This is a genomic window from Mangrovicoccus ximenensis (assembly GCF_003056725.1).
GTDB lineage: Bacteria > Pseudomonadota > Alphaproteobacteria > Rhodobacterales > Rhodobacteraceae > Mangrovicoccus > Mangrovicoccus ximenensis.
In genome coordinates this window covers 628,520-649,154 of record NZ_QBKZ01000001.1, presented here as the reverse complement: position 1 = coordinate 649,154, position 20,635 = coordinate 628,520, and the positions used below count along the sequence as shown (strand labels likewise).

Here is a 20,635-nt window from a genome sequence, read left to right as displayed (position 1 = left end):
GCGGGGCTGCCGGGACCTGTTGCCTTCTGCCTGCGGATGACCCATTGCCGCGCGGAATCCATGCAGGTTACCAAGGAGTGCCCAGTGACGGAAAACGACCAGGACGGGCCGGTCCCGATTGTCGAGGCGGTACGCGACCCGCGATGGACCTGGGGGCTGCGCGCCGCCGGGATCGCGGGCGCGGCCATTGTCTGGCTGCTGCTCGGCGGGCAGGAGGCGCTGTCGCCCGAAGGCCGCGCCGTGGCCGCGATCGCGACGCTGATGGCGATCTGGTGGATGACCGAGGCGATCCCGCTGGCGGCCACCTCGCTCCTGCCGATCGTCCTCTTGCCGCTGCTCGCGGGGCGCTCGGTCGGCGAGGCGACGGCGCCCTATGCCAGTCCGATCGTCTATCTCTTCCTCGGCGGGTTCCTGATCGCCATCGCCATGCAGAAATGGCAGCTGCACCGCCGGATCGCGCTGATGACGCTGGCCCGGGTCGGCGTCGAGCCGAAGCGCATCGTGCTCGGCATGATGCTGGCCACCGGCTTCCTGTCGATGTGGGTGTCGAACACCGCGACCACGCTGATGATGCTGCCGATCGGCCTGTCGATCCTGACCCTGGTGGTGGAGCGCAGCCGCGCCACGGATCAGGGCGCCGAGGTGGGCGCCGAACTGCAGCGCGGCGGCACGATCTCGAGCGTGATCGCCGATCCGGACATCCGCGCCTTCGGCGTCTGCCTGGTGCTGGCCATCGCCTGGTCGGCTTCGATCGGCGGCCTCGGCACGCTGCTGGGCAGCCCGCCCAACGCGATCGTCGCCGCCTATCTGTCGGACGAGCTGGGCCATGATGTCGGCTTCGTGCAGTGGATGATCCTCGGCGCGCCGCTGGCACTGGTCTTCATCCTGGTCGCCTGGGTGCTGATGACCCAGCTGCTCTACCGCTTCAAACTCGACGAGATCCCGGGCGGCCGCAAGATGATCGACGACCAGGTCGCGGCGCTCGGCCGGATGAGCCAGGGCGAGAAGATGGTCGCCGCGGTCTTCCTCGGCGCCGCCTTCCTGTGGATCGTGCCGGGCCTCCTGTCCGACATCACGGGCATCGCCGCGCTCGGCGCGCTCAACGACACCGCCATCGCGATCGCCGCGGGGATCGCGCTGTTCCTGCTGCCGGGCGATCGGCAGGGCCACATGGTCCTCGACTGGAAGACCGCGCAGGACGAGCTGCCCTGGGGCGTGCTGCTGCTGTTCGGCGGCGGGCTCAGCCTGGCCTCCTCGGTCAAGGCGACCGGGCTCGACATGTGGCTCGGCACGCAGGTCGAGGGCCTCGGCACCCTGCCGCTGGCCGCGATCCTGGTCTGCGTCGTCACGCTGGTGATCTTCCTGACCGAGGTCACCTCGAACACCGCCACCGCGGCGACCTTCATTCCGGTCCTCGGCGGGGTCGCGGCGGGGATCGGCGTCGACGCCACCACGCTGCTGATCCCGACCGCGCTGGCGGCGACCTGCGCCTTCATGCTGCCGGTCGGCACGCCGCCCAACGCCATCGTCTTCGGCTCGGGCGCGGTGACGATCGGCCAGATGGCGCGCGGCGGCATCGTGCTGAACCTGGTCGGCGTCGCGCTGATCACCGCCTTCGTCTACCTGCTCGGCGGGCTGGCCTTCGGGATCAGCCTCTGACCCCCGGCCGCGGGCTCAGGGCCGCCTGAGCCCGTGGCGCTGGATCTGCCGGTGGATGGTGGAGCGGTTGACGCCCATCCGCCGTGCAGTCTCCGAGATGTTCCAGCCGGTATCGTGGAGATGGCGGGCGAGGATGCGGTCCTCGCCCCCGCCGCCGTCGCGCGCCGCCTGAAGTTGCGGCGGGAAATCCGCGCGGCCGAGACGCAGCCGGCTGCCCGACATCGCCGGAGGCGCAGAGGCCGCCATCATCCGCGCCACTTGCCCCAGCTCGTGCAGGTTGCCGGGCCAGCCATGCCCCGCCAGCACCGGCAACGCATCGGCATCGAAGGAGACCTGCCGCCCGAAAGCCGCCTCGAACACCCGGTCCGCCAGCGACACGGCCCGGGACGTCAGACGGTGCCTGCCCCGGGACCGGCGCAGCTGGCCGCCCCGCCCAGGGGGCGGCCCGGAATGCAGAACGCCCGCGGCAGGACCGCGGGCGCCTTGAACTGCGTGTGACGCAAAAAGCTCAGCCGAGCTTGGCGCGCACCAGCGGGCCGACTTCGCCGAAATCCATCTGGCCGGCATATTTGGCCTTCAGCACGGCCATCACCTTGCCCATGTCGCGCAGGCCCTCGGCGCCGGTCGAGGCAATCGCCTTCTCGACCGCTTTCGCCTGGTCCTCGGCCGAGAGCTTCGCGGGCAGGAATTCCTCGATGATCTCGATCTCGCCGCGTTCCTGCTCGGCCAGCTCCAGCCGCCCGCCCTCTTCGTAGACGCGCGCGCTTTCCTGGCGCTGCTTCACCATCTTTCCGAGGATTGCCAGCACCTTGTCATCCGACAGGGGTTCCGGCTCCGCATCGCCCGGCGCGGCCGAGCGTACTGCGATTTCCGTGTCCTTGATCGCGGCATTGATCAGCCGCAGGGTAGAAAGCCGTACGGCGTCCTTGTCCTTCATCGCCTGCTTGAGGCTTTCGCCTACGCGGGCCTTGAGGTCCTTGCCCATCGTCCATCCCCTGATGTCTGTGGTCCGCGGGCCTATACTGCATTGCAGCTTCGCCGCGCAACCCTGCTTGCAGAGGCTTGCCGTTACGCTTATCTGACCACGGATTTGCCGATAGGAGTCGCCCATGCCCACGCCCACCGCCTGTCTCGCCCTTGCCGATGGTACCCTGTTCTATGGACACGGGATCGGTGCGACCGGAACCTGCGTGGCGGAGCTGTGCTTCAACACCGCCATGACCGGCTACCAGGAAATCATGACCGACCCCTCCTATGCAGGCCAGGTCGTGACCTTCACCTTCCCGCATGTCGGCAATGTGGGCTGCACCCCGGAAGACGACGAATCCGGCGATCCGGTGGCCGCGGGCCTCGTGGTCAAATGGGACCCGACCCTGCCGTCGAACTGGCGCTCGGCCCAGACCCTGTCCGAATGGCTGGCCGCCAAGGGCCGCATCGGCATCGCCGGCATCGACACCCGCCGCCTGACCCGCGCGATCCGCGCCCAGGGCGCGCCGCATGTCGCGCTGGCGCATGATCCGGACGGCAATTTCGACATCGAGGCGCTGGTCCGCCAGGCCCGCGAGTTCTCCGGCCTCGAAGGGCTCGACCTCGCCAAGGACGTGACCTGCGCCCAGTCCTACCGCTGGGACGAGACCCGCTGGGCCTGGCCGGACGGCTACGGCACGCGCGAAGGCGCGGCGCCGAAGGTCGTGGCGATCGACTACGGCGCGAAGCGCAACATCCTGCGCTGCCTTGCGGATGCGGGCTGCGACGTGACCGTGCTGCCGGCGACCGCGACGGCCGAGGACGTGCTGGCGCTGAACCCCGACGGCGTCTTCCTGTCGAACGGCCCGGGCGACCCCGCGGCGACCGGCAAATATGCCGTGCCGATGATCAAGGGCGTGCTCGAGAAGAACCTGCCGGTTTTCGGCATCTGCCTCGGCCACCAGATGCTGGCGCTGGCGCTCGGCGCCAAGACCGTGAAGATGAACCACGGCCATCACGGCGCCAACCATCCGGTGAAGGATCTGGAAACCGGCAAGGTCGAGATCACCTCGATGAACCACGGCTTCACCGTCGACAGCCAGTCGCTGCCGGACGGCGTGCTGGAGACCCATGTATCGCTGTTCGACGGCTCGAACTGCGGCATCCGCATGGCCGACCGCCCGGTTTTCTCGGTGCAGTACCACCCCGAAGCGAGCCCGGGCCCGCAGGACAGCTTCTACCTGTTCGAGCGCTTCCGCGCCGCAATGGAACCGGCGCCCGCCGCCTGAGCCTGCCGCCTCCCGCCCCGCGGGAGGCCCCCCGCGGTCCGGAAATCCGTCGGTTCCGGACCGCGATCGTGAAGCTGGCAATTTGAGTTAAACCGGATTTAACCAAGATCAGGCCAAATCCCGTCCATCCTAGCGACTGGACGGGAAGTGATGGACCCGGTGCCGATCAGATCAGCCGGGCGCCCCGGCACGGAGGCGCCGCAGGGGGCCCCGCCGCAGGGACGGCCCCGGATCGGCGACCTGCTTCGCGCCAGCGGCATGGCGCCGCCGACTCGGACGCGCGCAGACTGGCAAGGAGCAGAAGGCCCGCCAGCCCCGCCGCAAGCGCCGCCGCCCAGCCCGGCGGCTCGGCAGGCAGCGCGAAATATCCGCCGATGCCGAGCGCCAGCATCACCGGCACCCAGGGGAAAAGATGGCCCCGCTGCGGGGCGATCAGCGCATCGAGCGGCACCGGCGCGGTTCCTTGCCAGAGGGTTAACCATACCGGCATCGCCGATCCGTGGTTTACAGCCGGTTAAGGTCGCTCGGTTACCAGGGACTGCGGGGGCACCGGCTGCCGCTTTACCCGGTCGGGCACAGCGACTAAACCGGCGCTCAATCGAGCAAGACACGAGGTCCGATCCATGGCTGATGCCCCCGTCGTGACGAGGTTCGCCCCCTCGCCCACCGGATTCCTGCATATCGGCGGCGCCCGCACCGCGCTGTTCAACTGGCTCTATGCCCGCGGCCGGGGCGGCAAGTTCCTGCTGCGGATCGAGGATACCGACCGCGCCCGCTCCACCCCCGAGGCGACCGCCGCAATCATCGAGGGCATGAACTGGCTGAAGCTCGACCATGACGGCGAGATCGTCAGCCAGTTCGAGCGCGCGCCGCGCCATGCCGAGGTCGCGCTGGAGATGCTGGCGAACGGCCATGCATACCGCTGCTATGCAAGCCAGGACGAGATCCAGGCCTTCCGCGACGCCGCGAAGGCCGAAGGCCGCTCGACGCTCTACCGCTCGCCCTGGCGCGATGCCGATCCGTCGGACTGGCCGGACGCGCCCTATGTCGTGCGCCTGAAGGCGCCGCGCGACGGCGAGACGGTGATCGAGGACCAGGTGCAGGGCCAGGTCACCTTCCGCAACGACCAGCTCGACGACATGGTGCTGCTGCGCTCGGACGGGACGCCGACCTACATGCTGGCTGTCGTCGTCGACGACCACGACATGGGCGTGACGCATGTGATCCGCGGCGACGACCACCTCGCCAATGCCGCGCGCCAGGCGCAGATCTATGCCGCTATGGGCTGGGACCTGCCGGTCTGGGCGCACATCCCGCTGATTCACGGCCCCGACGGCAAGAAGCTGTCGAAGCGCCATGGCGCGCTCGGCGTCGAGGAATACCGCGCGATGGGCTATCCGGTGGAGGGATTGCGGAACTACCTGTCGCGGCTCGGCTGGAGCCATGGCGACGACGAGGTCTTCACCACGGCGCAGGCGCTCGAGTGGTTCGGCTTCGACGGCATGAACAAGGCGCCCGCCCGCTTCGACTTCAAGAAGCTGGAAAATGTGTCGGGCCATCACATTGCGATGATGGACGACGCGGCGCTGATCGCGGAAATCGACGGATTTCTTGCTGCAACCGCACAGCCGGAACTGGATGCAACCCAGCGCGAACGCCTTTCCGCTGCGATGTATTGCCTCAAAGACCGTGCGAAGACCTTGCCCGATCTGCTTGAAAAGGCGGAATTTGCGCTATCATCCCGCCCGATCCGGCCGGATGAGAAGGCAACCAAGGCGCTTGACGCTGTATCCATTGGTATACTGTGCGAATTGACGCCGCAGTTGCAAAGTGCTAGCTGGACCCGCAATGATCTGGAGGCGGTGATCGCCGACTTCATGGACCCTCGGGAGCTCAAGTTCGGCAAGCTTGCCGGTCCGCTCAGGGCCGCGCTGGCAGGTCGCACGGTGACGCCGAGCGTCTACGATATGATGCTCGTACTGGGCCGAGAGGAGACTCTCGCCCGCCTCGAAGACGTATTATCCACTGGCCGGGACTGACCCGGCCGGCGCAAGACATACCCATCGCCTGTCCCACCCGCTCCGGGGGGACAGGTCGGCAAAGGAGGGATGCCAATGCCTGATACTGCGCAACCGGCGAAGACCGCGACCCTGACCTTCGGGGACAAGACCGTGGAACTGCCGATGATGTCGCCCACGCTGGGCCCGGATGTCATCGACATCCGCAAGCTCTACGCCCAGGGCGACGTCTTCACCTACGATCCCGGATTCACCTCCACCGCCTCCTGCGAGTCGACGATCACCTTCATCGACGGCGAAGAAGGCGTCCTGCTGCACCGCGGCTACCCGATCGACCAGCTGGCGGGCAAATCGCACTTCCTCGAGGTCTGCTACCTGCTGCTCTACGGCGAACTGCCGACCGGTGCGCAGCTGGAAGATTTCGAGAACCGCGTCACCAAGCACACCATGCTGCACGAGCAGATGCGCAACTTCTTCTCCGGCTTCCGCCGGGACGCGCATCCGATGGCGATCATGGTGGGCATCGTCGGCGCGATGTCGGCCTTCTACCATGACTCGACCGACATCTCCGATCCGTGGCAGCGCGAGGTCGCCTCGATCCGCCTGATCGCCAAGATGCCGACCATCGCGGCCTGGGCGTTCAAGTACCACACCGGCCAGCCCTTCGTGTATCCGCGCAACGACCTGGACTACGCCTCCAACTTCCTGCGCATGTGCTTTGCCGTGCCCGCAGAGGAATACGAGGTCAATCCGATCCTGTCGCGCGCGATGGACCGGATCTTCACGCTGCACGCGGATCACGAGCAGAACGCGTCGACCTCGACCGTGCGTCTCGCGTCGTCCTCGGGCGCCAACCCCTTCGCCTGCATCGCGGCCGGCATCGCCTGCCTCTGGGGCCCGGCCCATGGCGGCGCAAACCAGGCCTGCCTGGAGATGCTGAAGGAAATCGGCACCGTCGACCGCATCCCGGAATTCATCGCCCGCGCGAAGGACAAGAACGACCCCTTCCGCCTGATGGGCTTCGGCCACCGGGTCTACAAGAACCGCGATCCGCGCGCGACCGTGATGAAGGAATCGGCGGACGAGGTGCTCGAGCTGCTCGGCGTCGAGAACAACCCGCTGCTGCAGGTTGCCAAGGAGCTGGAAAAGACCGCTCTGGAAGACCCCTACTTCATCGAGAAGAAGCTCTTCCCGAACGTCGATTTCTACTCGGGCATCATCCTCGAGGCCATGGGCTTCCCGACCTCGATGTTCACGCCGATCTTCGCGCTGTCGCGCACCGTCGGCTGGATTTCGCAGTGGAAAGAGATGCTGGGCGATCCGGCACAGAAGATCGGCCGTCCGCGCCAGCTTTATGTCGGCGCCGCGGAGCGCGACTACGTGAATGTCGAGGACCGCTGAGGTCCGGCATCCCGGACAGCCCTGACAGACTCGGAACCCCGGCCATCGCGGCCGGGGTTTCTCCGTTCGGGGGGGGCAGGCATGGCCGCCGGATGGACAGAGGCGCAGATCGGCCTGCCCGGCGCGGCGCTGGCGAAGGGCACGCGGCCATCCGAGGGGGGACGTGATCCTTCGCCCCCTTTCGGGGAGGCCGGAATGTCTTTGCTGAAATGCGACCCGACCGAGACCAGCCCGGGCTGCCGAATGCGACCTCATCGCGACAGAGGACGGCCCGCGCGGGTCCGGATCGATGCGTGCAGCTTCTCCGGGGGCGCCCGCCGTGACGACGCGGTCCCGCCGATTTTCGGCCGGATGCGCCGGAACCGGCACCAAGCTCATATCCATGCCGGAGAGCCAGTTCTTCGGCCAAGACCAGACCCAAATCATCGGTTCCTCCAACGGCCGGACAGAAGACCTGCGCCGCCTCAAGGTCACGCCGGTCGCCAATCCGGGCGGGAAGGTCCGCCGGCACCGTCCCGGCTGCGCGGCGGCGGGGGCATGTCTTCGGCAATCCATGTCGGCTGACAGCGAGGACCCCGTACGGTCCACTGCGCGCGCGGCGCGGTCAAGGAGGGGAGCGCCCGCCGGACGCACCTGCGGCCCGACGGGCACGACCCAGCCGGGGTCGCGGCCTCGCGGCGGGGGCGATCACGACCAGCGTCTTCACCGGGCAGTTCCTGTCGCCCTTCGTCTCGACCCCGCTGATCGCGGCGCAGGGCTATCCGGTCACCTTCGCGCTGACCGGCGGGCTGCTGATCCTGCTGGCCCTCCTGGCGCTGGCCGGGCTGCGTCCCCGCCGCGGCGCCGCGGCAGAGCCGATCCATCTGGCCACGTAAGGCCCGATGTCTTTTCCAGCGGCGCGCTGCCGGGGGCGAGCCTGTATCCGGATCGCGTCGCGGCACTTGCCGCTGGCTTGCGCCGGAGGACAGCATGACCTTAGGCCAAACCGTGATCTGCGCCGGCAGTGACGTGCCGAAGGACAAGCTCGCGGCCTCGATCGCCGCTGGCGGCACGGGAAGCGATGTGCGCAGCCCCGCGGCATCCGCGAACACGCGCCAGCATGGAGCGGCGTCGCGGGAGGCGGGCGGGCCGCCGCAGGACCGTCCGCATTTGCCATGAAGCAGGGCCGGCAGGCTACGGGCTGTGCCGGCAGGTGCGTGCAGTCGGTTTCGAATGCGTGGTTGCCTCTCCGCCGTGCACTCTGGCGCCCGGATGAAAACCGCTCGGCTGGATGCCATCCGGCTGGTGCGGCTCCTGCGTGCCGGGGAATTGGCGCCGATCTGCGGTCCCGGCGAGACGCATGGGGCGAGGCGGGAACTCGTCCGCGCCCGGGACAGGGCCGCGGAAGATCAGCGCCGCAAGCGCCAGCCGGTGCCGGCGTTCCTGCGGCGCCAAGGGCGGGTTTGCCATGGGACCAAGCCGTGGACGATGCGCTGCCGCCAATGGCTGCAGGGCCGACGCTTCGGCCATCCCGCCCGTCAGATCGTCCTGCAGGACCTGCTGCAGGACGAGCGCAAGGCCACGGAGGCGCGGCCCGGCTTGCCAGGCACATCGAGGCCTTGGTGCCAAAGCGGGACCGCGCCCCCGGGGTGCATGTGCTCCGGGCCTTGCGCGCCGCCGCCTTTCCCGGTGCCGTCCGCTTCCTGGCCGGGATCGGGGATGTGCGGCGGTTCGAACGCCCGGTGACGCTGACGGCAGATCCGGGGCCCGTGCCCGGCGGATGTTCCGCGGGCAAGACCGCACGGCGCGGCGCGATCACCCGCGCGGGCAATTCCCGTGTCCGCCACAAGCTCTTGGACGGGGCCCGGACCTGTCGGCTGCCTGCCAAGCCAGGCGCCGGGAAACTCTTCATCCTGCGGGACCAATCAGCCGAGGTGCAGGACATCGCCTGGACTGGGGGTGCGGGACCGCAGTCCGATGGCCTGACCCATGCCTTGATTGACCTGGTTTCATTGCGTTGACGGGTCGGCGATCAGGCTGCCCCGGCAGCGGGCAAGATGTGACGTCACAGGAGCCTGACGGTCGCGTATCTTTGCAGTCCTGTCCTCTTTGATCGCTCCCCGGGCCATCTCGGGGGGACGGCAGACATGGAAGACATCATCATCGGCGTGGACACGCACAAAGCCGACGATCACGCCGCTGTCGCGATCAATGCCCATGGCGCGCGTCTCGGCACCACGACAATCCCTGCGACGCGACGCGGCTATTGCGAGGTCGAGGCATGGGCCGCCGATTTGGGCCCTGTCAAAGCCTTCGGCATCGAGGGGACAGGCTCCGATGGTGCCGGGCTGTCCCGGGAGTTGCCCGCTGCGGGACACATTGTTCTGGATGTCATGCGCCCGAACCGGCAGCTGCGCTATCTTCATGGCAAGTCCGACAGCCTTGACGCAGAGAGCGCCGCCAGGTCGCTGCTGAATGGCCAGGCCGAAAGCGGACCCGGCAGGGACACCGGAACGGCCGGGTTGCGGATGGAGGACAGGCATGTCTCCGGCCTGTCGTCGCCGAAGGAAGCCCCCGGGCATCGGCCAGCATGGATACACCGCGGGAAATTTGGGGGAAGCTCGGGCGGAAAGCGTCCGGGACACGGCAGTTCCACGGCCCGGCCCCGCTGCCGCGCCGCTTTGGCAGGACGTCGCGTTCCTGATCCGGCGCGGCGTCCTGCAGCCTGCACAATCCCCACGGCAAGGCGCCAGAGCTGCGCCTGCGCAGGGCAGAAGCGGCCAGGGCCGGCATCGCTGCGCACCGGCGATCCCGCAGCCGTTTCCTGCCCCGCTTGTCCCGGCGTCACCCCGGCCCTCTCCCCGGCGGGGAGAGGGAGGGCGCCGCGCGTCAGATCTGGGCCTGCACCAGACGGTCGGCCTCGGCGGCGACCGGACGGCCGCAGATCACCAGCTCGGGCGCGATTTCGGCCAGCGGCTCCAGCACGAAGGCGCGGTTGAACATCTCGCGGTGCGGCAGGGTCAGTTCGGGCGTGTCGATCGCCAGGTTGTCGGCATGCAGCAGGTCGATGTCGATCATCCGCGGCCCCCAGCGGTCCGAGGGCACCCGGCCGACGACCAGCTCGATGCGCTTGCAGAGCTTCATCAGCTTCAGCGGCTCCAGCGTCGACCAGCCGGTGGCGCAGGCATTGAGGAACCAGTCCTGGTCGATCTTGCCCCAGGGCGCGGTCTTGTGGAATTTCGACACGGCGTCGATTTCCACCTCGTCCTGGGCGACCAGATGCGCCAGCGCGCTGCGCAGGTTGTGCTCTTTCTCGCCCATGTTGGTGCCGAGCGAGAAGGCCACGCGGTAGCGGCGGCGGCGCGACACCTCGATGCCGACATGGTCGAGCATCGCCGCGATCGGCGCGGCGGGCTTGCGGATCGCGACGCGCACCGAGGAGACCAGCGGATGGCGTTCCAGGATGGTGCCCGCGATGCGGTCGCCCAGAGTCTCGATCAGGTCGAAGGGCCCGGCCTGGGAGACTTCCTCGGCCAGTTTGCACAGGCCGTCATAGCAGACCGTCTGGCCGTAATCGTCCTCGTTCGCGGCGCCCGCGACCGACATGCCGCAGTCGATGTCGAGATAGAATTTCTGGCCCAGCCGCTTCTCCTCGGGGAAGACCCCGTGATGGGCATGCAGGCAGAGATTGGAGACGAAGACGCGGTCGGTCATGTGAGGTCCTCCGGGGACGGGGTGGCGGGGCGGTCCGGCAGGGGGCTGCTGCCGGTTTCGTTGGCAAGCGCCTCGAGAAGCGCCTGCATCAGGGCGGTGGCCGCGGGCGGCAGCGGCGGCATGTCCCGCCCGTCGAGCTGCGCGGCCGGCGGCTTCGTCCGCGTCCGGCGCCGTCGAATCGCGGCGGCCGCGGAGGGCCCGGGGCCCGGCGCCTGTGCAGTGCCCGCCGCCGGGCCGGTACGAATTTTCCCGTTGCCGCAGCATTTTGCCCCGGTTCGGCGGTTTCCGTTTACATCCGCCGCCCGGCCCGCCATCCGGGAGGGCAGCCAGACGGGAGGAGACCGGCATGAAGGCATTGGTACTGGAGGAAAAGGGCAGGCTCGCGCTGCGGGACTTCGACATTCCGGGCACGCTCGGCCCGCGGGACGTCCGCATCGCCACCCATACCGTGGGGATCTGCGGCTCGGACGTGCACTACTACACGCATGGCAAGATCGGCCATTTCGTGGTCGAGGCGCCGATGGTGCTCGGCCACGAGGCCTCGGGCACGGTGATCGGCTGCGGCGCCGAGGTGACCGGGCTGGCGCCGGGCGACCGGGTCTGCATGGAGCCGGGCATTCCCGATCCGGATTCGCGGGCGTCGAAGCTCGGCATCTACAATGTCGATCCGGCCGTGCGGTTCTGGGCGACGCCGCCGGTGCATGGCTGCCTGACGCCCGAGGTGATCCACCCGGCCGCCTTCACCTACAAGCTGCCGGACAGCGTGAGCTTTGCCGAAGGCGCGATGGTCGAGCCCTTCGCCATCGGCATGCAGGCGGCGCTGCGCGCGCGCATCCAGCCGGGCGACATCGCCGTCGTCACCGGTGCCGGACCGATCGGCATGATGGTGGCGCTGGCCGCGCTGGCCGGCGGCTGCGCCAAGGTGATCGTCGCCGACCTGGCCCAGCCGAAGCTCGACATCATCGGCGCCTATGACGGGATCGAGACCGTGAACACCCTGGGCGCGGTCGCGGCCGCCAACGCCAGAAGCACGGCGGCGGGCACCAGCGCAAAGCGCCAGCCCATGTCCTGCTGGCCATGCACGCCGGCGATGCCGCCGAGGACGAAGCAGGCCACCAGCTGCACGAAGAGGACCAGCCGCGCGCGGTCATAGCCGTCGGCACCGCGCCCGAACAGCCCGCGGCCGATCTCGATTCCCATGTCGGTCAGCAGCCCGGTGGCATGGGTCGTGCGGATCCGCGCGCCGGAGATCCGCGTGATCGTCGCGTTCTGCAGTCCCATCGCGAAGGCCAGAAGCCCCAGGCCGGCCCAGCCCTGCCAGGCCTGCGGCACCGCATCCGCGAATCCCAGGCAGCCGAGCAGCAGCCCCTGCAGCGCCAGCGGCGCGCAATAGGTGCCGCGCGCCCGGGGGAAATTGCCGCGGGCGATCATCGCGGAGGCCAGCGCCGCCCCGGAGACGAACAGCGCGAGCACGGCGAGGCTCAGCGCCACCAGCCGGAAGTCGCGTCCGGCCAGCGCACCGGCGACCTGCGACAGGTGGCCGGTCATGTGGGAGGCATACTGGCTCAGCATCAGGAAGGCGCCGGCATTGAGCGACCCGGCGATCAGGGCGAGCGTCAGGCCGAGCCAGCGATCGGCCTCCGGCGCGCGGCGCCGGGCGGTGGACAGGCACATGATGCGCAGGGAACGGTTGCGGAACGGCACGGGAACCTCCTGGAAACACACGGATACTTCCGAAAGGATGTGGTCAGGTGGTTTTCACGGGCAACACACCGGGCGGTGAAGGACCGGCCAGCGGCGGAGCCTCGCCGAACCGCCGGTTCGCAATGTTCCGGCAAAGAGCGCCAGCGCCGCGGCCATCGGCGCAAAGAAAAAGGGACGGCGTTTCCGCCGTCCCCTGATCATCGCCGGTCCTTGGAAGGCTCGGCCGGTTCCCCGGCCTGCTCCGCTTCGGCGTCGCGCTCCATCCGGGCGGCCCTGAGGGCTGCGGTCCGGTCGGCGCGTTTCTGCGTTTCGGTGTCGATGATATCCTTGGCTGCCGCTGCCGTCTTTTCGAACGGGGTCAGCGGCTTGCCGGTCTCCCGGAACAAGCCGGGAGACGATTTCTTAGTGGTCATGGACCTTCCTGACGTTCCCCCGGCGCGGCCGGAGGATTCGGGATGGAAATCAGGCGAGTTCCAGGTCGCGTGCCGACTGGCGGCCATCGCGGCCAGTCTCGATTTCGAAGGACACTTTCTGTCCATCGGGCAGATCCCGGATGCCCGCGCGCTCGACGGCGGAGATGTGGACGAACACGTCCTTGCCGCCATCATCCGGCTGAATGAAGCCGAAGCCTTTGGTTTGGTTGAACCATTTCACGGTGCCATTGGCCATCGTGATATCTCCTGAGTCCTATGCTGCCCACGAGATTGCGGCAGCCCGGCTGTGTCAGATCGAAAAGCAGACTGAAGCCGTGAAGGAGACAGGTTGCGGTCGGAATAACGTAGCTCCCACGAACATAGAGGCAGTTGCGCACATTACAAGGGAAACCGCGCAAATGGCGCAGATTGGCAGGAACGCGCTCAGGTTTCCGCTACCGGAGGGCGGCGGAAGCGGAACCGCCCGGCATCGCGGCGCAGCGCTCCGGCGATGTGGTCGGCGACGAGGCGCACTTTCTGCCAGTCGCGGATCTCCTCGGGAATCAGCAGCCAGTAGGTGCGCGAGAACCCTACCCTGTCGGGCAGCACCGGCACCAGCCCCGTGCCGTCGGCCATGTAGCAGGGCAGCACCCCCAGCCCCGCGCCCGCCCGCACCGCGTCGAGCTGCGCCTGCACCGTCGCCGCGCGGTAGGGCACGGCAAGCCCGGGCGCGATCTGGGCGTTGAAATTCAGTTCTTCGGTATAGAGCAGGTCCGGGATGTAGCCGACGAAATCGAAGCCGGCGAGATCGGCGATCTCCTGCGGCATCCCTCCGGCCAGCAGCTCGGCCGCGCCGTAGAGGCGCAGGTCGTAATCGACCAGCTTGCGCATCGCCAGGCGGCCGGTCTCGGGGCGGTCGAGGCTGATCGCGATGTCGACGTCGCGCCGCCACAGCTTGTGCGTGACCGGCACCGGCACCAGCTCCAGCTCGATCCCCGGATGCGCCTTGCGCAGCGCGGGCAGGAGCGAAGACAGCACCGCGTTGCCGACCCCGTCCGGCGCACCGACCCGCACCGTGCCGCTGACCGCCGCCCCCTTGGCCGCCATCCGGTCGCCGATCGAGGTGCCGGTATCCTCCATGGCGCGGGCAAGCCCCAGCATGTCGAACCCCGCCTGGGTCAGCCGGAGCCCGTCCTCGGATTTCTCCACCAGCTCGACATCGAGGTCGCGCTCCAGCCGCGCGAGGTGCCGCGCCACGGTGGTGTGGCTGACCTTCAGCCGCCGCGCCGCGCCGGTGAGGCTGCCCGCCCGGTGGATTTCGAGGAAGAACCGGATGTCGTCCCAGTGATAGAGCATCGTCCGTTTCCGCACAGCTGTCGTTCATATTCGTTCATGTACATGCGGCGGTGCGCCATGGAAAGTCCCTGCCGAGGAGACAGGGAGGACGGCATGACCGATCGGTTCGACTACGTGATCGCAGGCGGCGGCACGGCGGGGCTGGTGCTCGCCAACCGGCTGAGCGCGGACGGGAAAACCCGCGTGGCGGTGATCGAGGCCGGCGGCCGCGACACCTATCCGTGGATCCATATCCCGGTCGGCTATCTCTACTGCATCGGCAATCCGCGGACCGACTGGTGCTACCGGACCGAGCCCGAGGCAGGGCTCGGCGGCCGCGCCATCGGCTACCCGCGCGGCCGCGTTCTGGGCGGCTGTTCCTCGATCAACGGCATGCTCTACCAGCGCGGCCATGCCGAGGATTACGAGCAGTGGCGCCAGATGGGCAACACCGGCTGGGGCTGGGACGACGTGCTGCCCTGGTTCCGCAAGTCCGAGGACCATTTCGGCGGCGCTTCCGAGCTGCACGGATCGGGCGGCGAGTGGCGGGTGGAGCGGCAGCGGCTGCGCTGGGACATCCTCGACGCCTTCGCCGACGCCTGCGCGCTGACCGGCATCCCGAAGGTCGACGACCTGAATACCGGCAGCACCGCGGGCGTCAGCTATTTCCAGGTGAACCAGCGCAAGGGCTGGCGCTGGAACACCTCGAAAGGCTTCCTGAAGCCCGCGAAGGGACGGCAGAACCTCGCCGTGATCACCGGCGCCGAGGTCGAGCGGGTGCTGTTCGACGGGTCCCGCGCCGCCGGGCTCCGCATCCGGCAGAACGGGGCGGTCCGCGACATCGCCGCCTCCGCCGAGGTGATCCTGTCGGCGGGCGCGATCAATTCGCCGAAGATCCTGATGCTCTCCGGCCTCGGCCCGGCCGCGCATCTTGCGGAGCACGGCATCGAGCTCCGGCAGGCGCTGGAAGGCGTCGGCGGCAACCTGCAGGATCATCTGCAGCTGCGCTGTTCCTACCGGGTCAGCGGCGTCGACACGCTGAACGCGCGCGCTTCGACCCTGTTCGGCAAGGCGAAGATCGGGCTGGAATACGCTCTGAAGCGCTCGGGTCCGATGTCGATGGCGCCGTCGCAGCTCGGCGCCTTCGCCAAATCCGACGCCTCGGTGTCAACGCCGGATCTGGAATACCATGTCCAGCCGCTGTCGCTGCCGAAATTCGGCGAGGATCTCGACCCCTACCCGGCCTTCACCGCCTCGGTCTGCCACTTGCGCCCGGAAAGCCGCGGCACGGTGCGGCTGCGCTCGGAACGGATCGAGGACAAGCCGAAGATCGCGCCGAACTACCTGTCGACCGAGGGCGACCGCCGCACCGCCGCCCGCGCCATCGCGCTGACCCGGCGGATCGTGGCGCAGGAACCGCTGGCCGCCTTCCGCCCGGAGGAAGTCCGCCCCGGCCCGGACTATGCCGACGAGGCCTCGCTGGCCGAGGCTGCCGCCGCGGTCGGCACGACGATCTTCCATCCCGTCGGCACGGCGAAGATGGGCCGCGATCCGCTGGCCGTGGTCGACGAGCGGCTGCGCGTCCATGGCGTGCAGGGGCTGCGCGTGGTCGATGCCTCGATCATGCCGACGATCACCAGCGGCAACACCGCCTCGCCGGTGGTGATGATCGCCGAGAAGGCCGCCGAGATGATCCGCGCCGATTCCCGCGCCTAGACCGACCTTCGGATCGTCCGGCCCGACCATGGTCGAATGGCCGGGCGCAGGCCGCTCGGGCAATCTGGAGGCATGATCCGGGGGGCAACCATTGCGCTATTCATCTGGCTGGCCTGTTTCCTCTCAGGCCCTGCCCGCGCCTCCGAGCCGCTCTCCCCAGAAACGCTCGCCGCCCGGATCATGCCCCCCTTCTCGCTCGGGCAGGCGGTCAATGACCGCGGCGTCCACGAGCTGCTGAATTCCGGCGGCGCGCTGGCGGGCTACGTCTTCGAGACCGAGCCGCTGGCGCCGCTGCCCGGCTTCTCCGGCGCGCCGGTCGACATCCTGGTGATGATCGATCTCGAAGGCCGCTTCCTCGATGTCTCGCTGCTGCGCCATAACGAGCCGATCTTCGTCTCGGGCCTCGGCGAGGCGCCGTTCCATGCCTTCTTCGAGCAATATCGCGGCCTCTCGATCGCCACCCCGATGGTGGTGGGCAGCCCCTATGGCAAGGCCGAGGGGCCGCTGACCTATCTCGACGGGGTGACCAAGGCGACGGCGAGCGTGCGCATCGCGCATGAGAGCCTGCTGGCCGCAACCCGCGCCGTCGCGCAGGAGAAGATGAAGGGCATCGCCGCCGAGCCGCCCGCCCATCCCGACATGGCGCATGACGAGCCGCTCGGCTGGGAAGACATGGTTGCCGAGGGCATCGTCGGGCGGCTGGCCGTGAGCAATGCCGAAATCGACGCGCGCTTCGCCGGCACGGTCTGGGCCGATGACGACCCGGAGGCCGCCGCCGATCCCGAGGGCCTCTATCTCGATCTCTACGTGGTCGATCTCGGCCCGCCCGCCATCGCCCGCGCGGTTCTGGCCGGGGACACCTCGCGCGAGCTGCAGAACTTCCGCACGATTTCGCCCGATGACGAGCCGATCCTGGTGATCGATGCCGGGCGGCACGGGCTGGTCAGCGAAGATTTCGTCCGCAACACCGCCCCGGACCGGCTGACGGCCGAGCAGGACGGGCTGCCGGTGGCGCTGCGCGATGCCGATCTCTTCGTGGAGCTGGCCGACGGGGTTCCCGCGGCGCTCCATGATGCCACGGCGATGATCCTGCGCACCGACCGCCGCCTCGGCTTCGACCCGGCACGCCCCTGGACCCTGACCGTCGAGGCGGTGCGCGAACACGGCATGTTCCAGCCCGAGACCGGCACCGCCGAACTGTCGCTGGAGCACGGAACCCCCGCCCGGTTCTTCCTCCGCCCCGAGGCGCCGCGGTCGCTGCCGCCCTGGCGCGTGGCGGCCGAGAACCGGCAGGGAGACCTGATCGCGCTCGGCCTCGGACTTTCGGTGCTGCTCCCCGTCCTCGGCTTCGGCCAGAGCCGCCTTGCCGCCCATCCCCGCTTCGGCGCGATCCGGCTGGGCGTGCTGGCCGTGGTGCTCGGCTTCGTCGGCTGGTGGGGCCAAGGGCAGCTTTCCATCGTCACGCCGCTTGCCGTGCTCTCGGCCACGCTGCAGGGTGGCAGCCTCGCCTTTCTTGCCTATGATCCGTTCTCGCTCCTGATCTGGGCGGCGGCGATCGCGGGCTTCCTCCTCTGGGGGCGCGGGCTGTTCTGCGGCTGGCTCTGCCCCTTCGGCGCGCTGCAGGAATTCGCCGACCGGCTCGGCCGCCTGCTGCGCCTGCCGCAGATCGAGCCCTCCGCCGCCTGGGACCGCCGCCTCAAGGGCGTGAAATACGTCATCCTCGCCGCGCTTCTCGCCACTGCCGTGCTCGCCCCCGGACAGATCGACAAGGCCGCCGAGGTCGAGCCCTTCAAGACCGCGATCACCACCTTCTTCCTCCGCGACTGGCCTTACGCCGCCTATGCGGCCTTCTGGCTGCTCTTGGCCATGGTCACCTTCAAGGGCTTCTGCCGCTATGTCTGCCCCTTGGGCGCGCTGATGGCAGTGGGCGGGATGCTGCGGCTGCGGCGCTGGATCCCGCGGCGCGAAGCCTGCGGCTCGCCCTGCCAGCTCTGCAAGGTGCGCTGCCGCTATGGCGCGATCGAGCGCTCCGGGAAGATCGCCTATGACGAATGCTTCCAGTGCCTCGATTGCGTGACGATCCATGACGACCCGCGCCAATGCGTGCCGCTGGTGCTGGCCGCGAAGCGCCGCGAGCTGGGGACAGCCGCGGAATGACCCTGACCCGCCGCCGCTTCCTCGCCATCGCCGCTGCCGCCGCCCTGCCCCGAGCGTGCGCTCGGCGGCGAGGCGGCCGATCTCGGCGGCGCTTTCGAGATCGCTGCCATGGGTGCGCTGGGAGCCGTAGTAGTCGCGCTCCATGCCGCCGCCTGTGCCGGTGATGGCGACGCAGTAGAGCCCATGGTCCGTGCGCTCGTAGCCGGCCGAGAAGCCGTTGGTCGCCGCCAGATGCAGCGCGCGGCGGCTGTAGCCGGCGCTGGCGCTTTCCACCTGCGAGATGCCGGGCGTGTCGAGTGCCACGGCTTCGGCCTCGCGCGCGGCGGCTTCCAGTGCGGCGGGATCGGGTTCGGGTTCCGGGTCGCAGAGATCGAGATCGAGCGACTGCCAGCCGGTCGAGAGCTGCTCCGGATCGGCGAGCCCGATCCACGCATCTTCGGGCGCCTCGCGGGCCATGGCGACCGCGCGTTCGGCCATCGCGGCGAAGGTTTCGGGACGGCTGTCGGAGGCGGAGACGCAGGCCTGGCGCTTGCCGATCAGCACGCGCAGGCCCAGATCGACGGATTCCGAGCGCTCGACTTCCTCGAGCTTGCGGGATTGCAGCCCGATCGACACCGAGGCGCCGCGGGTCACCAGGGCATCCGCGCTTTCCGCACCGGCGGCGCGCGCCGCCGCCAGCAGGGCGTCGGCGAGGTCGGACAGGGTCTCGGACATGGATCGGTCTCCTTCTTCGGCGCGGGCGCCGCATTCCTCCGGGTTTGATAGGCAATCTGGGGTGGCTTCGCCAGTCCCGAGCCCGGCACGCTGCGGCACAGGCGCCATTTTTGCGGGCAAGGGTCTGAAAAACCGGCACCTTGCCGCGGCAGTTCCGTGCTATTTTCGGAGCGGGCGGCAAGGAGCGGTGCATGGCAGGCAGGAACGGAGACGGCGATCTGGACCGGCGCGTCGCCGAGATTGCGGCGGATGCGGGGCTGTCGGACGCCATGAAGACGCTGCTGATCGAGCGGGCGGACCGGATGGCCTCGCCGCAGGGCGGCCGGGCCTGGCTGCGGGAATTGCGCACGCCGGTCAGCATCGCGCTCGGCGGGCTGATCACGCTGGCGGCGACCTTCGTCTTCGACACGTTCCGCGCCGGGCAGAGCCAGGATGCGACGGTCGAGCTGGAGCGGCAGAAATTCCGCTTCGAGGTGATCCGCAGCGAGCTGAACAGCACTGCGGTGGTCGAGGAGAGGGCCGCGCGGCTGGATTTCATCCTGCGCTCCGGCATTCTCGAGGACCGGCTCGACGCCGCGGCGCTGCGCCAGATCGTGGCCGATGCGCGGCAGGGCGATGCCTCGGCGCTGCCGCAGCTGAGTTCCGGCACCGAGGCGGGCACTCCGGCGCGCGCGCCCTCGCCGGATCGGGGCCCTGGGCGAGGTGGTGCTCTGCGCGGGCGCGCTGGAGACGCCGCGGCTGCTGATGCTCTCGGGCATCGGCGATGCGGAGGCGCTGAAGGGCCACGGCATCGCGGTGGCCGCGGATGTGCCGGGCGTCGGGCGGAACTACCAGGACCATCTGGAAACCAACGTGCAATGCGCGACCAAGGCGCCGATCTCGCTGTTCCGCGAGGACAAGGGGCTGAAGGCGGCGCGCCACATGGCGCAGTACCTCGCCTTCCGCTCCGGCCTGCTGACCTCGAACGTGGTCGAGTCGGGCGGCTTCGCCGACGTGTCGGGCGCGGGCCTGCCGGATGTGCAGTTCCATGTCCTTCCCGCGCTCGTCGGCTTCATCGACCGCGATCCGATCGAGGATCACGGCATGTCGATCAATCCCTGCGTGCTGCGTCCGAAATCGCGCGGCCAGGTGCGGCTGCGCTCGAAGGACCCGAAGGACAGGATCGTGTTCGACGCGGGCAGCTTCTCGGATCCGGACGACATGGAGGTGATGCTGCGCGGCGTGAAGAAGGCGATCGAGATCTACCGCGCGCCGGCGCTGGCCAGCCTCTGCCGCGAGTTCGTGCTGCCGACGGCCGCGGCGGTGGATGACGACGAGGCGCTGCGCGGCTTCATCCGCCAGACCGCCAAGACCGTCTACCACCCCTCCGGCACCGCCAAGATGGCACCGGCAACCGATCCGATGGGCGTCGTCGATGCCGAGCTGAAGGTGCGCGGCACCCGCGGCCTGCGCGTCGCCGACTGCTCGGTCATGCCGCGGCTGGTCTCGGGCAATACCAACGCGCCGGTGATGATGATCGCCGAACGCTGCGCCCGCTTCGTCACCGGCAGGGAGAGCCTGCCGAACTGAC

Annotated in this window: 17 protein-coding genes and 2 pseudogenes; 10 read left to right on the top strand and 9 right to left on the bottom strand. The window is 69.1% G+C overall.

Annotation, left to right across the window (positions count from 1 at the left end):
- Positions 1-84 precede the first annotated feature (84 nt).
- The gene (locus C7T91_RS03635) at positions 85-1,659 is read left to right on the top strand and encodes an SLC13 family permease (RefSeq protein ID WP_201741952.1); all 1,575 of its coding nucleotides are present in this window, start codon (positions 85-87) and stop codon (positions 1,657-1,659) included.
- Positions 1,660-1,674: 15 nt separating this feature from the next.
- On the opposite strand, the gene C7T91_RS03630 is transcribed toward C7T91_RS03635, so the two are convergent.
- A complete protein-coding gene (locus tag C7T91_RS03630; RefSeq protein WP_201741951.1) occupies positions 1,675-2,037 on the bottom strand; it encodes a helix-turn-helix domain-containing protein in 363 nt (120 codons plus the stop codon).
- A gap of 130 nt (positions 2,038-2,167) precedes the next feature.
- The gene (locus C7T91_RS03625; protein ID WP_236637955.1) at positions 2,168-2,644 is read right to left on the bottom strand and encodes a GatB/YqeY domain-containing protein; all 477 of its coding nucleotides are present in this window, start codon (positions 2,642-2,644) and stop codon (positions 2,168-2,170) included.
- Between the two features lie 124 nt (positions 2,645-2,768).
- Between C7T91_RS03625 and carA the strand changes: the two genes are divergently transcribed.
- On the top strand, positions 2,769-3,914 hold the full coding sequence (gene carA, locus C7T91_RS03620) for a glutamine-hydrolyzing carbamoyl-phosphate synthase small subunit (RefSeq protein WP_108258017.1): 1,146 nt from the start codon (positions 2,769-2,771) through the stop codon (positions 3,912-3,914).
- Positions 3,915-4,080: 166 nt separating this feature from the next.
- On the opposite strand, the gene C7T91_RS03615 is transcribed toward carA, so the two are convergent.
- Positions 4,081-4,365 carry a hypothetical protein gene (locus C7T91_RS03615; protein ID WP_108258016.1) on the bottom strand — a complete coding sequence of 95 codons (285 nt, stop codon included), beginning with the start codon at positions 4,363-4,365 and terminating at the stop codon, positions 4,081-4,083.
- Between the two features lie 172 nt (positions 4,366-4,537).
- Here C7T91_RS03615 and gltX point away from each other — a divergent pair, with 172 nt between their 5' ends.
- From gltX to C7T91_RS34620, 4 genes are all read left to right on the top strand, one after another.
- On the top strand, positions 4,538-5,953 hold the full coding sequence (gltX, locus tag C7T91_RS03610) for a glutamate--tRNA ligase (protein ID WP_108258015.1): 1,416 nt from the start codon (positions 4,538-4,540) through the stop codon (positions 5,951-5,953).
- A gap of 75 nt (positions 5,954-6,028) precedes the next feature.
- On the top strand, positions 6,029-7,333 hold the full coding sequence (gene gltA / locus C7T91_RS03605) for a citrate synthase (protein WP_108258014.1): 1,305 nt from the start codon (positions 6,029-6,031) through the stop codon (positions 7,331-7,333).
- A gap of 1,154 nt (positions 7,334-8,487) precedes the next feature.
- The gene (locus tag C7T91_RS39045; protein ID WP_108258012.1) at positions 8,488-9,333 is read left to right on the top strand and encodes a transposase; all 846 of its coding nucleotides are present in this window, start codon (positions 8,488-8,490) and stop codon (positions 9,331-9,333) included.
- Between the two features lie 126 nt (positions 9,334-9,459).
- A complete protein-coding gene (locus C7T91_RS34620) occupies positions 9,460-10,311 on the top strand; it encodes an IS110 family transposase (protein WP_236637954.1) in 852 nt (283 codons plus the stop codon).
- Here the strand turns inward: C7T91_RS34620 and folK are convergent.
- Positions 10,202-11,026, bottom strand: a complete 825-nt coding sequence (gene folK / locus C7T91_RS03585; RefSeq protein WP_161555730.1) for a 2-amino-4-hydroxy-6-hydroxymethyldihydropteridine diphosphokinase — start codon at positions 11,024-11,026, stop codon at positions 10,202-10,204. The two genes, C7T91_RS34620 and folK, sit on opposite strands and share 110 nt — an antisense overlap.
- Before the next feature lie 346 nt (positions 11,027-11,372).
- Here folK and C7T91_RS03580 point away from each other — a divergent pair.
- Positions 11,373-12,044, top strand: a pseudogene (locus C7T91_RS03580) (alcohol dehydrogenase catalytic domain-containing protein); the annotation flags it as partial.
- Here C7T91_RS03580 and C7T91_RS03575 read toward each other — a convergent pair.
- The 4 genes from C7T91_RS03575 to C7T91_RS03560 form a co-directional block, all read right to left on the bottom strand.
- The gene (locus tag C7T91_RS03575; protein WP_236638032.1) at positions 11,996-12,598 is read right to left on the bottom strand and encodes a YoaK family protein; all 603 of its coding nucleotides are present in this window, start codon (positions 12,596-12,598) and stop codon (positions 11,996-11,998) included. The pseudogene C7T91_RS03580 and the gene C7T91_RS03575 overlap by 49 nt on opposite strands.
- Positions 12,599-12,927: 329 nt before the next feature.
- Entirely contained in the window at positions 12,928-13,143 is a 216-nt protein-coding gene (locus C7T91_RS03570) for a hypothetical protein (protein ID WP_145962764.1), read from the bottom strand.
- A gap of 49 nt (positions 13,144-13,192) precedes the next feature.
- Positions 13,193-13,399 (bottom strand): cold-shock protein, encoded by a 207-nt coding sequence (locus tag C7T91_RS03565; RefSeq protein ID WP_108258009.1) that lies wholly within the window; start codon positions 13,397-13,399, stop codon positions 13,193-13,195.
- Positions 13,400-13,587: 188 nt separating this feature from the next.
- Positions 13,588-14,499: a LysR family transcriptional regulator gene (locus C7T91_RS03560; RefSeq protein ID WP_108258008.1), complete on the bottom strand. Its 912-nt coding sequence runs from the start codon at positions 14,497-14,499 to the stop codon at positions 13,588-13,590.
- Between the two features lie 93 nt (positions 14,500-14,592).
- Between C7T91_RS03560 and C7T91_RS03555 the strand changes: the two genes are divergently transcribed.
- Positions 14,593-16,194: a GMC family oxidoreductase gene (locus C7T91_RS03555; protein ID WP_108258007.1), complete on the top strand. Its 1,602-nt coding sequence runs from the start codon at positions 14,593-14,595 to the stop codon at positions 16,192-16,194.
- A 72-nt stretch (positions 16,195-16,266) separates the two neighbouring features.
- A complete protein-coding gene (locus tag C7T91_RS03550; RefSeq protein ID WP_108258006.1) occupies positions 16,267-18,351 on the top strand; it encodes a 4Fe-4S binding protein in 2,085 nt (694 codons plus the stop codon).
- 111 nt (positions 18,352-18,462) lie between these two features.
- Here the strand turns inward: C7T91_RS03550 and C7T91_RS03545 are convergent.
- Positions 18,463-19,065, bottom strand: a pseudogene (locus tag C7T91_RS03545) (PmbA/TldA family metallopeptidase); the annotation flags it as partial.
- Between the two features lie 684 nt (positions 19,066-19,749).
- Between C7T91_RS03545 and C7T91_RS03540 the strand changes: the two are divergent.
- A complete protein-coding gene (locus C7T91_RS03540; protein ID WP_269100152.1) occupies positions 19,750-20,634 on the top strand; it encodes a GMC family oxidoreductase in 885 nt (294 codons plus the stop codon).
- Position 20,635: the final 1 nt, after the last annotated feature.

Bases quoted from the DNA above. Each gene is read 5' to 3' on its own strand.
- gltA (WP_108258014.1), top strand. From the start codon at position 6,029: ATGCCTGATACTGCGCAACCGGCGAAGACCGCGACCCTGACCTTCGGG.
- C7T91_RS03565 (WP_108258009.1), bottom strand. From the start codon at position 13,399: ATGGCCAATGGCACCGTGAAATGGTTCAACCAAACCAAAGGCTTCGGC.
- C7T91_RS03560 (WP_108258008.1), bottom strand. From the start codon at position 14,499: ATGCTCTATCACTGGGACGACATCCGGTTCTTCCTCGAAATCCACCGG.
- C7T91_RS39045 (WP_108258012.1), top strand. From the start codon at position 8,488: ATGAAGCAGGGCCGGCAGGCTACGGGCTGTGCCGGCAGGTGCGTGCAG.
- C7T91_RS03625 (WP_236637955.1), bottom strand. From the start codon at position 2,644: ATGGGCAAGGACCTCAAGGCCCGCGTAGGCGAAAGCCTCAAGCAGGCG.
- C7T91_RS03555 (WP_108258007.1), top strand. From the start codon at position 14,593: ATGACCGATCGGTTCGACTACGTGATCGCAGGCGGCGGCACGGCGGGG.
- C7T91_RS03570 (WP_145962764.1), bottom strand. From the start codon at position 13,143: ATGACCACTAAGAAATCGTCTCCCGGCTTGTTCCGGGAGACCGGCAAG.
- C7T91_RS03575 (WP_236638032.1), bottom strand. From the start codon at position 12,598: ATGCTGAGCCAGTATGCCTCCCACATGACCGGCCACCTGTCGCAGGTC.
- folK (WP_161555730.1), bottom strand. From the start codon at position 11,026: ATGACCGACCGCGTCTTCGTCTCCAATCTCTGCCTGCATGCCCATCAC.
- C7T91_RS03550 (WP_108258006.1), top strand. From the start codon at position 16,267: ATGATCCGGGGGGCAACCATTGCGCTATTCATCTGGCTGGCCTGTTTC.
- carA (WP_108258017.1), top strand. From the start codon at position 2,769: ATGCCCACGCCCACCGCCTGTCTCGCCCTTGCCGATGGTACCCTGTTC.
- gltX (WP_108258015.1), top strand. From the start codon at position 4,538: ATGGCTGATGCCCCCGTCGTGACGAGGTTCGCCCCCTCGCCCACCGGA.
- C7T91_RS34620 (WP_236637954.1), top strand. From the start codon at position 9,460: ATGGAAGACATCATCATCGGCGTGGACACGCACAAAGCCGACGATCAC.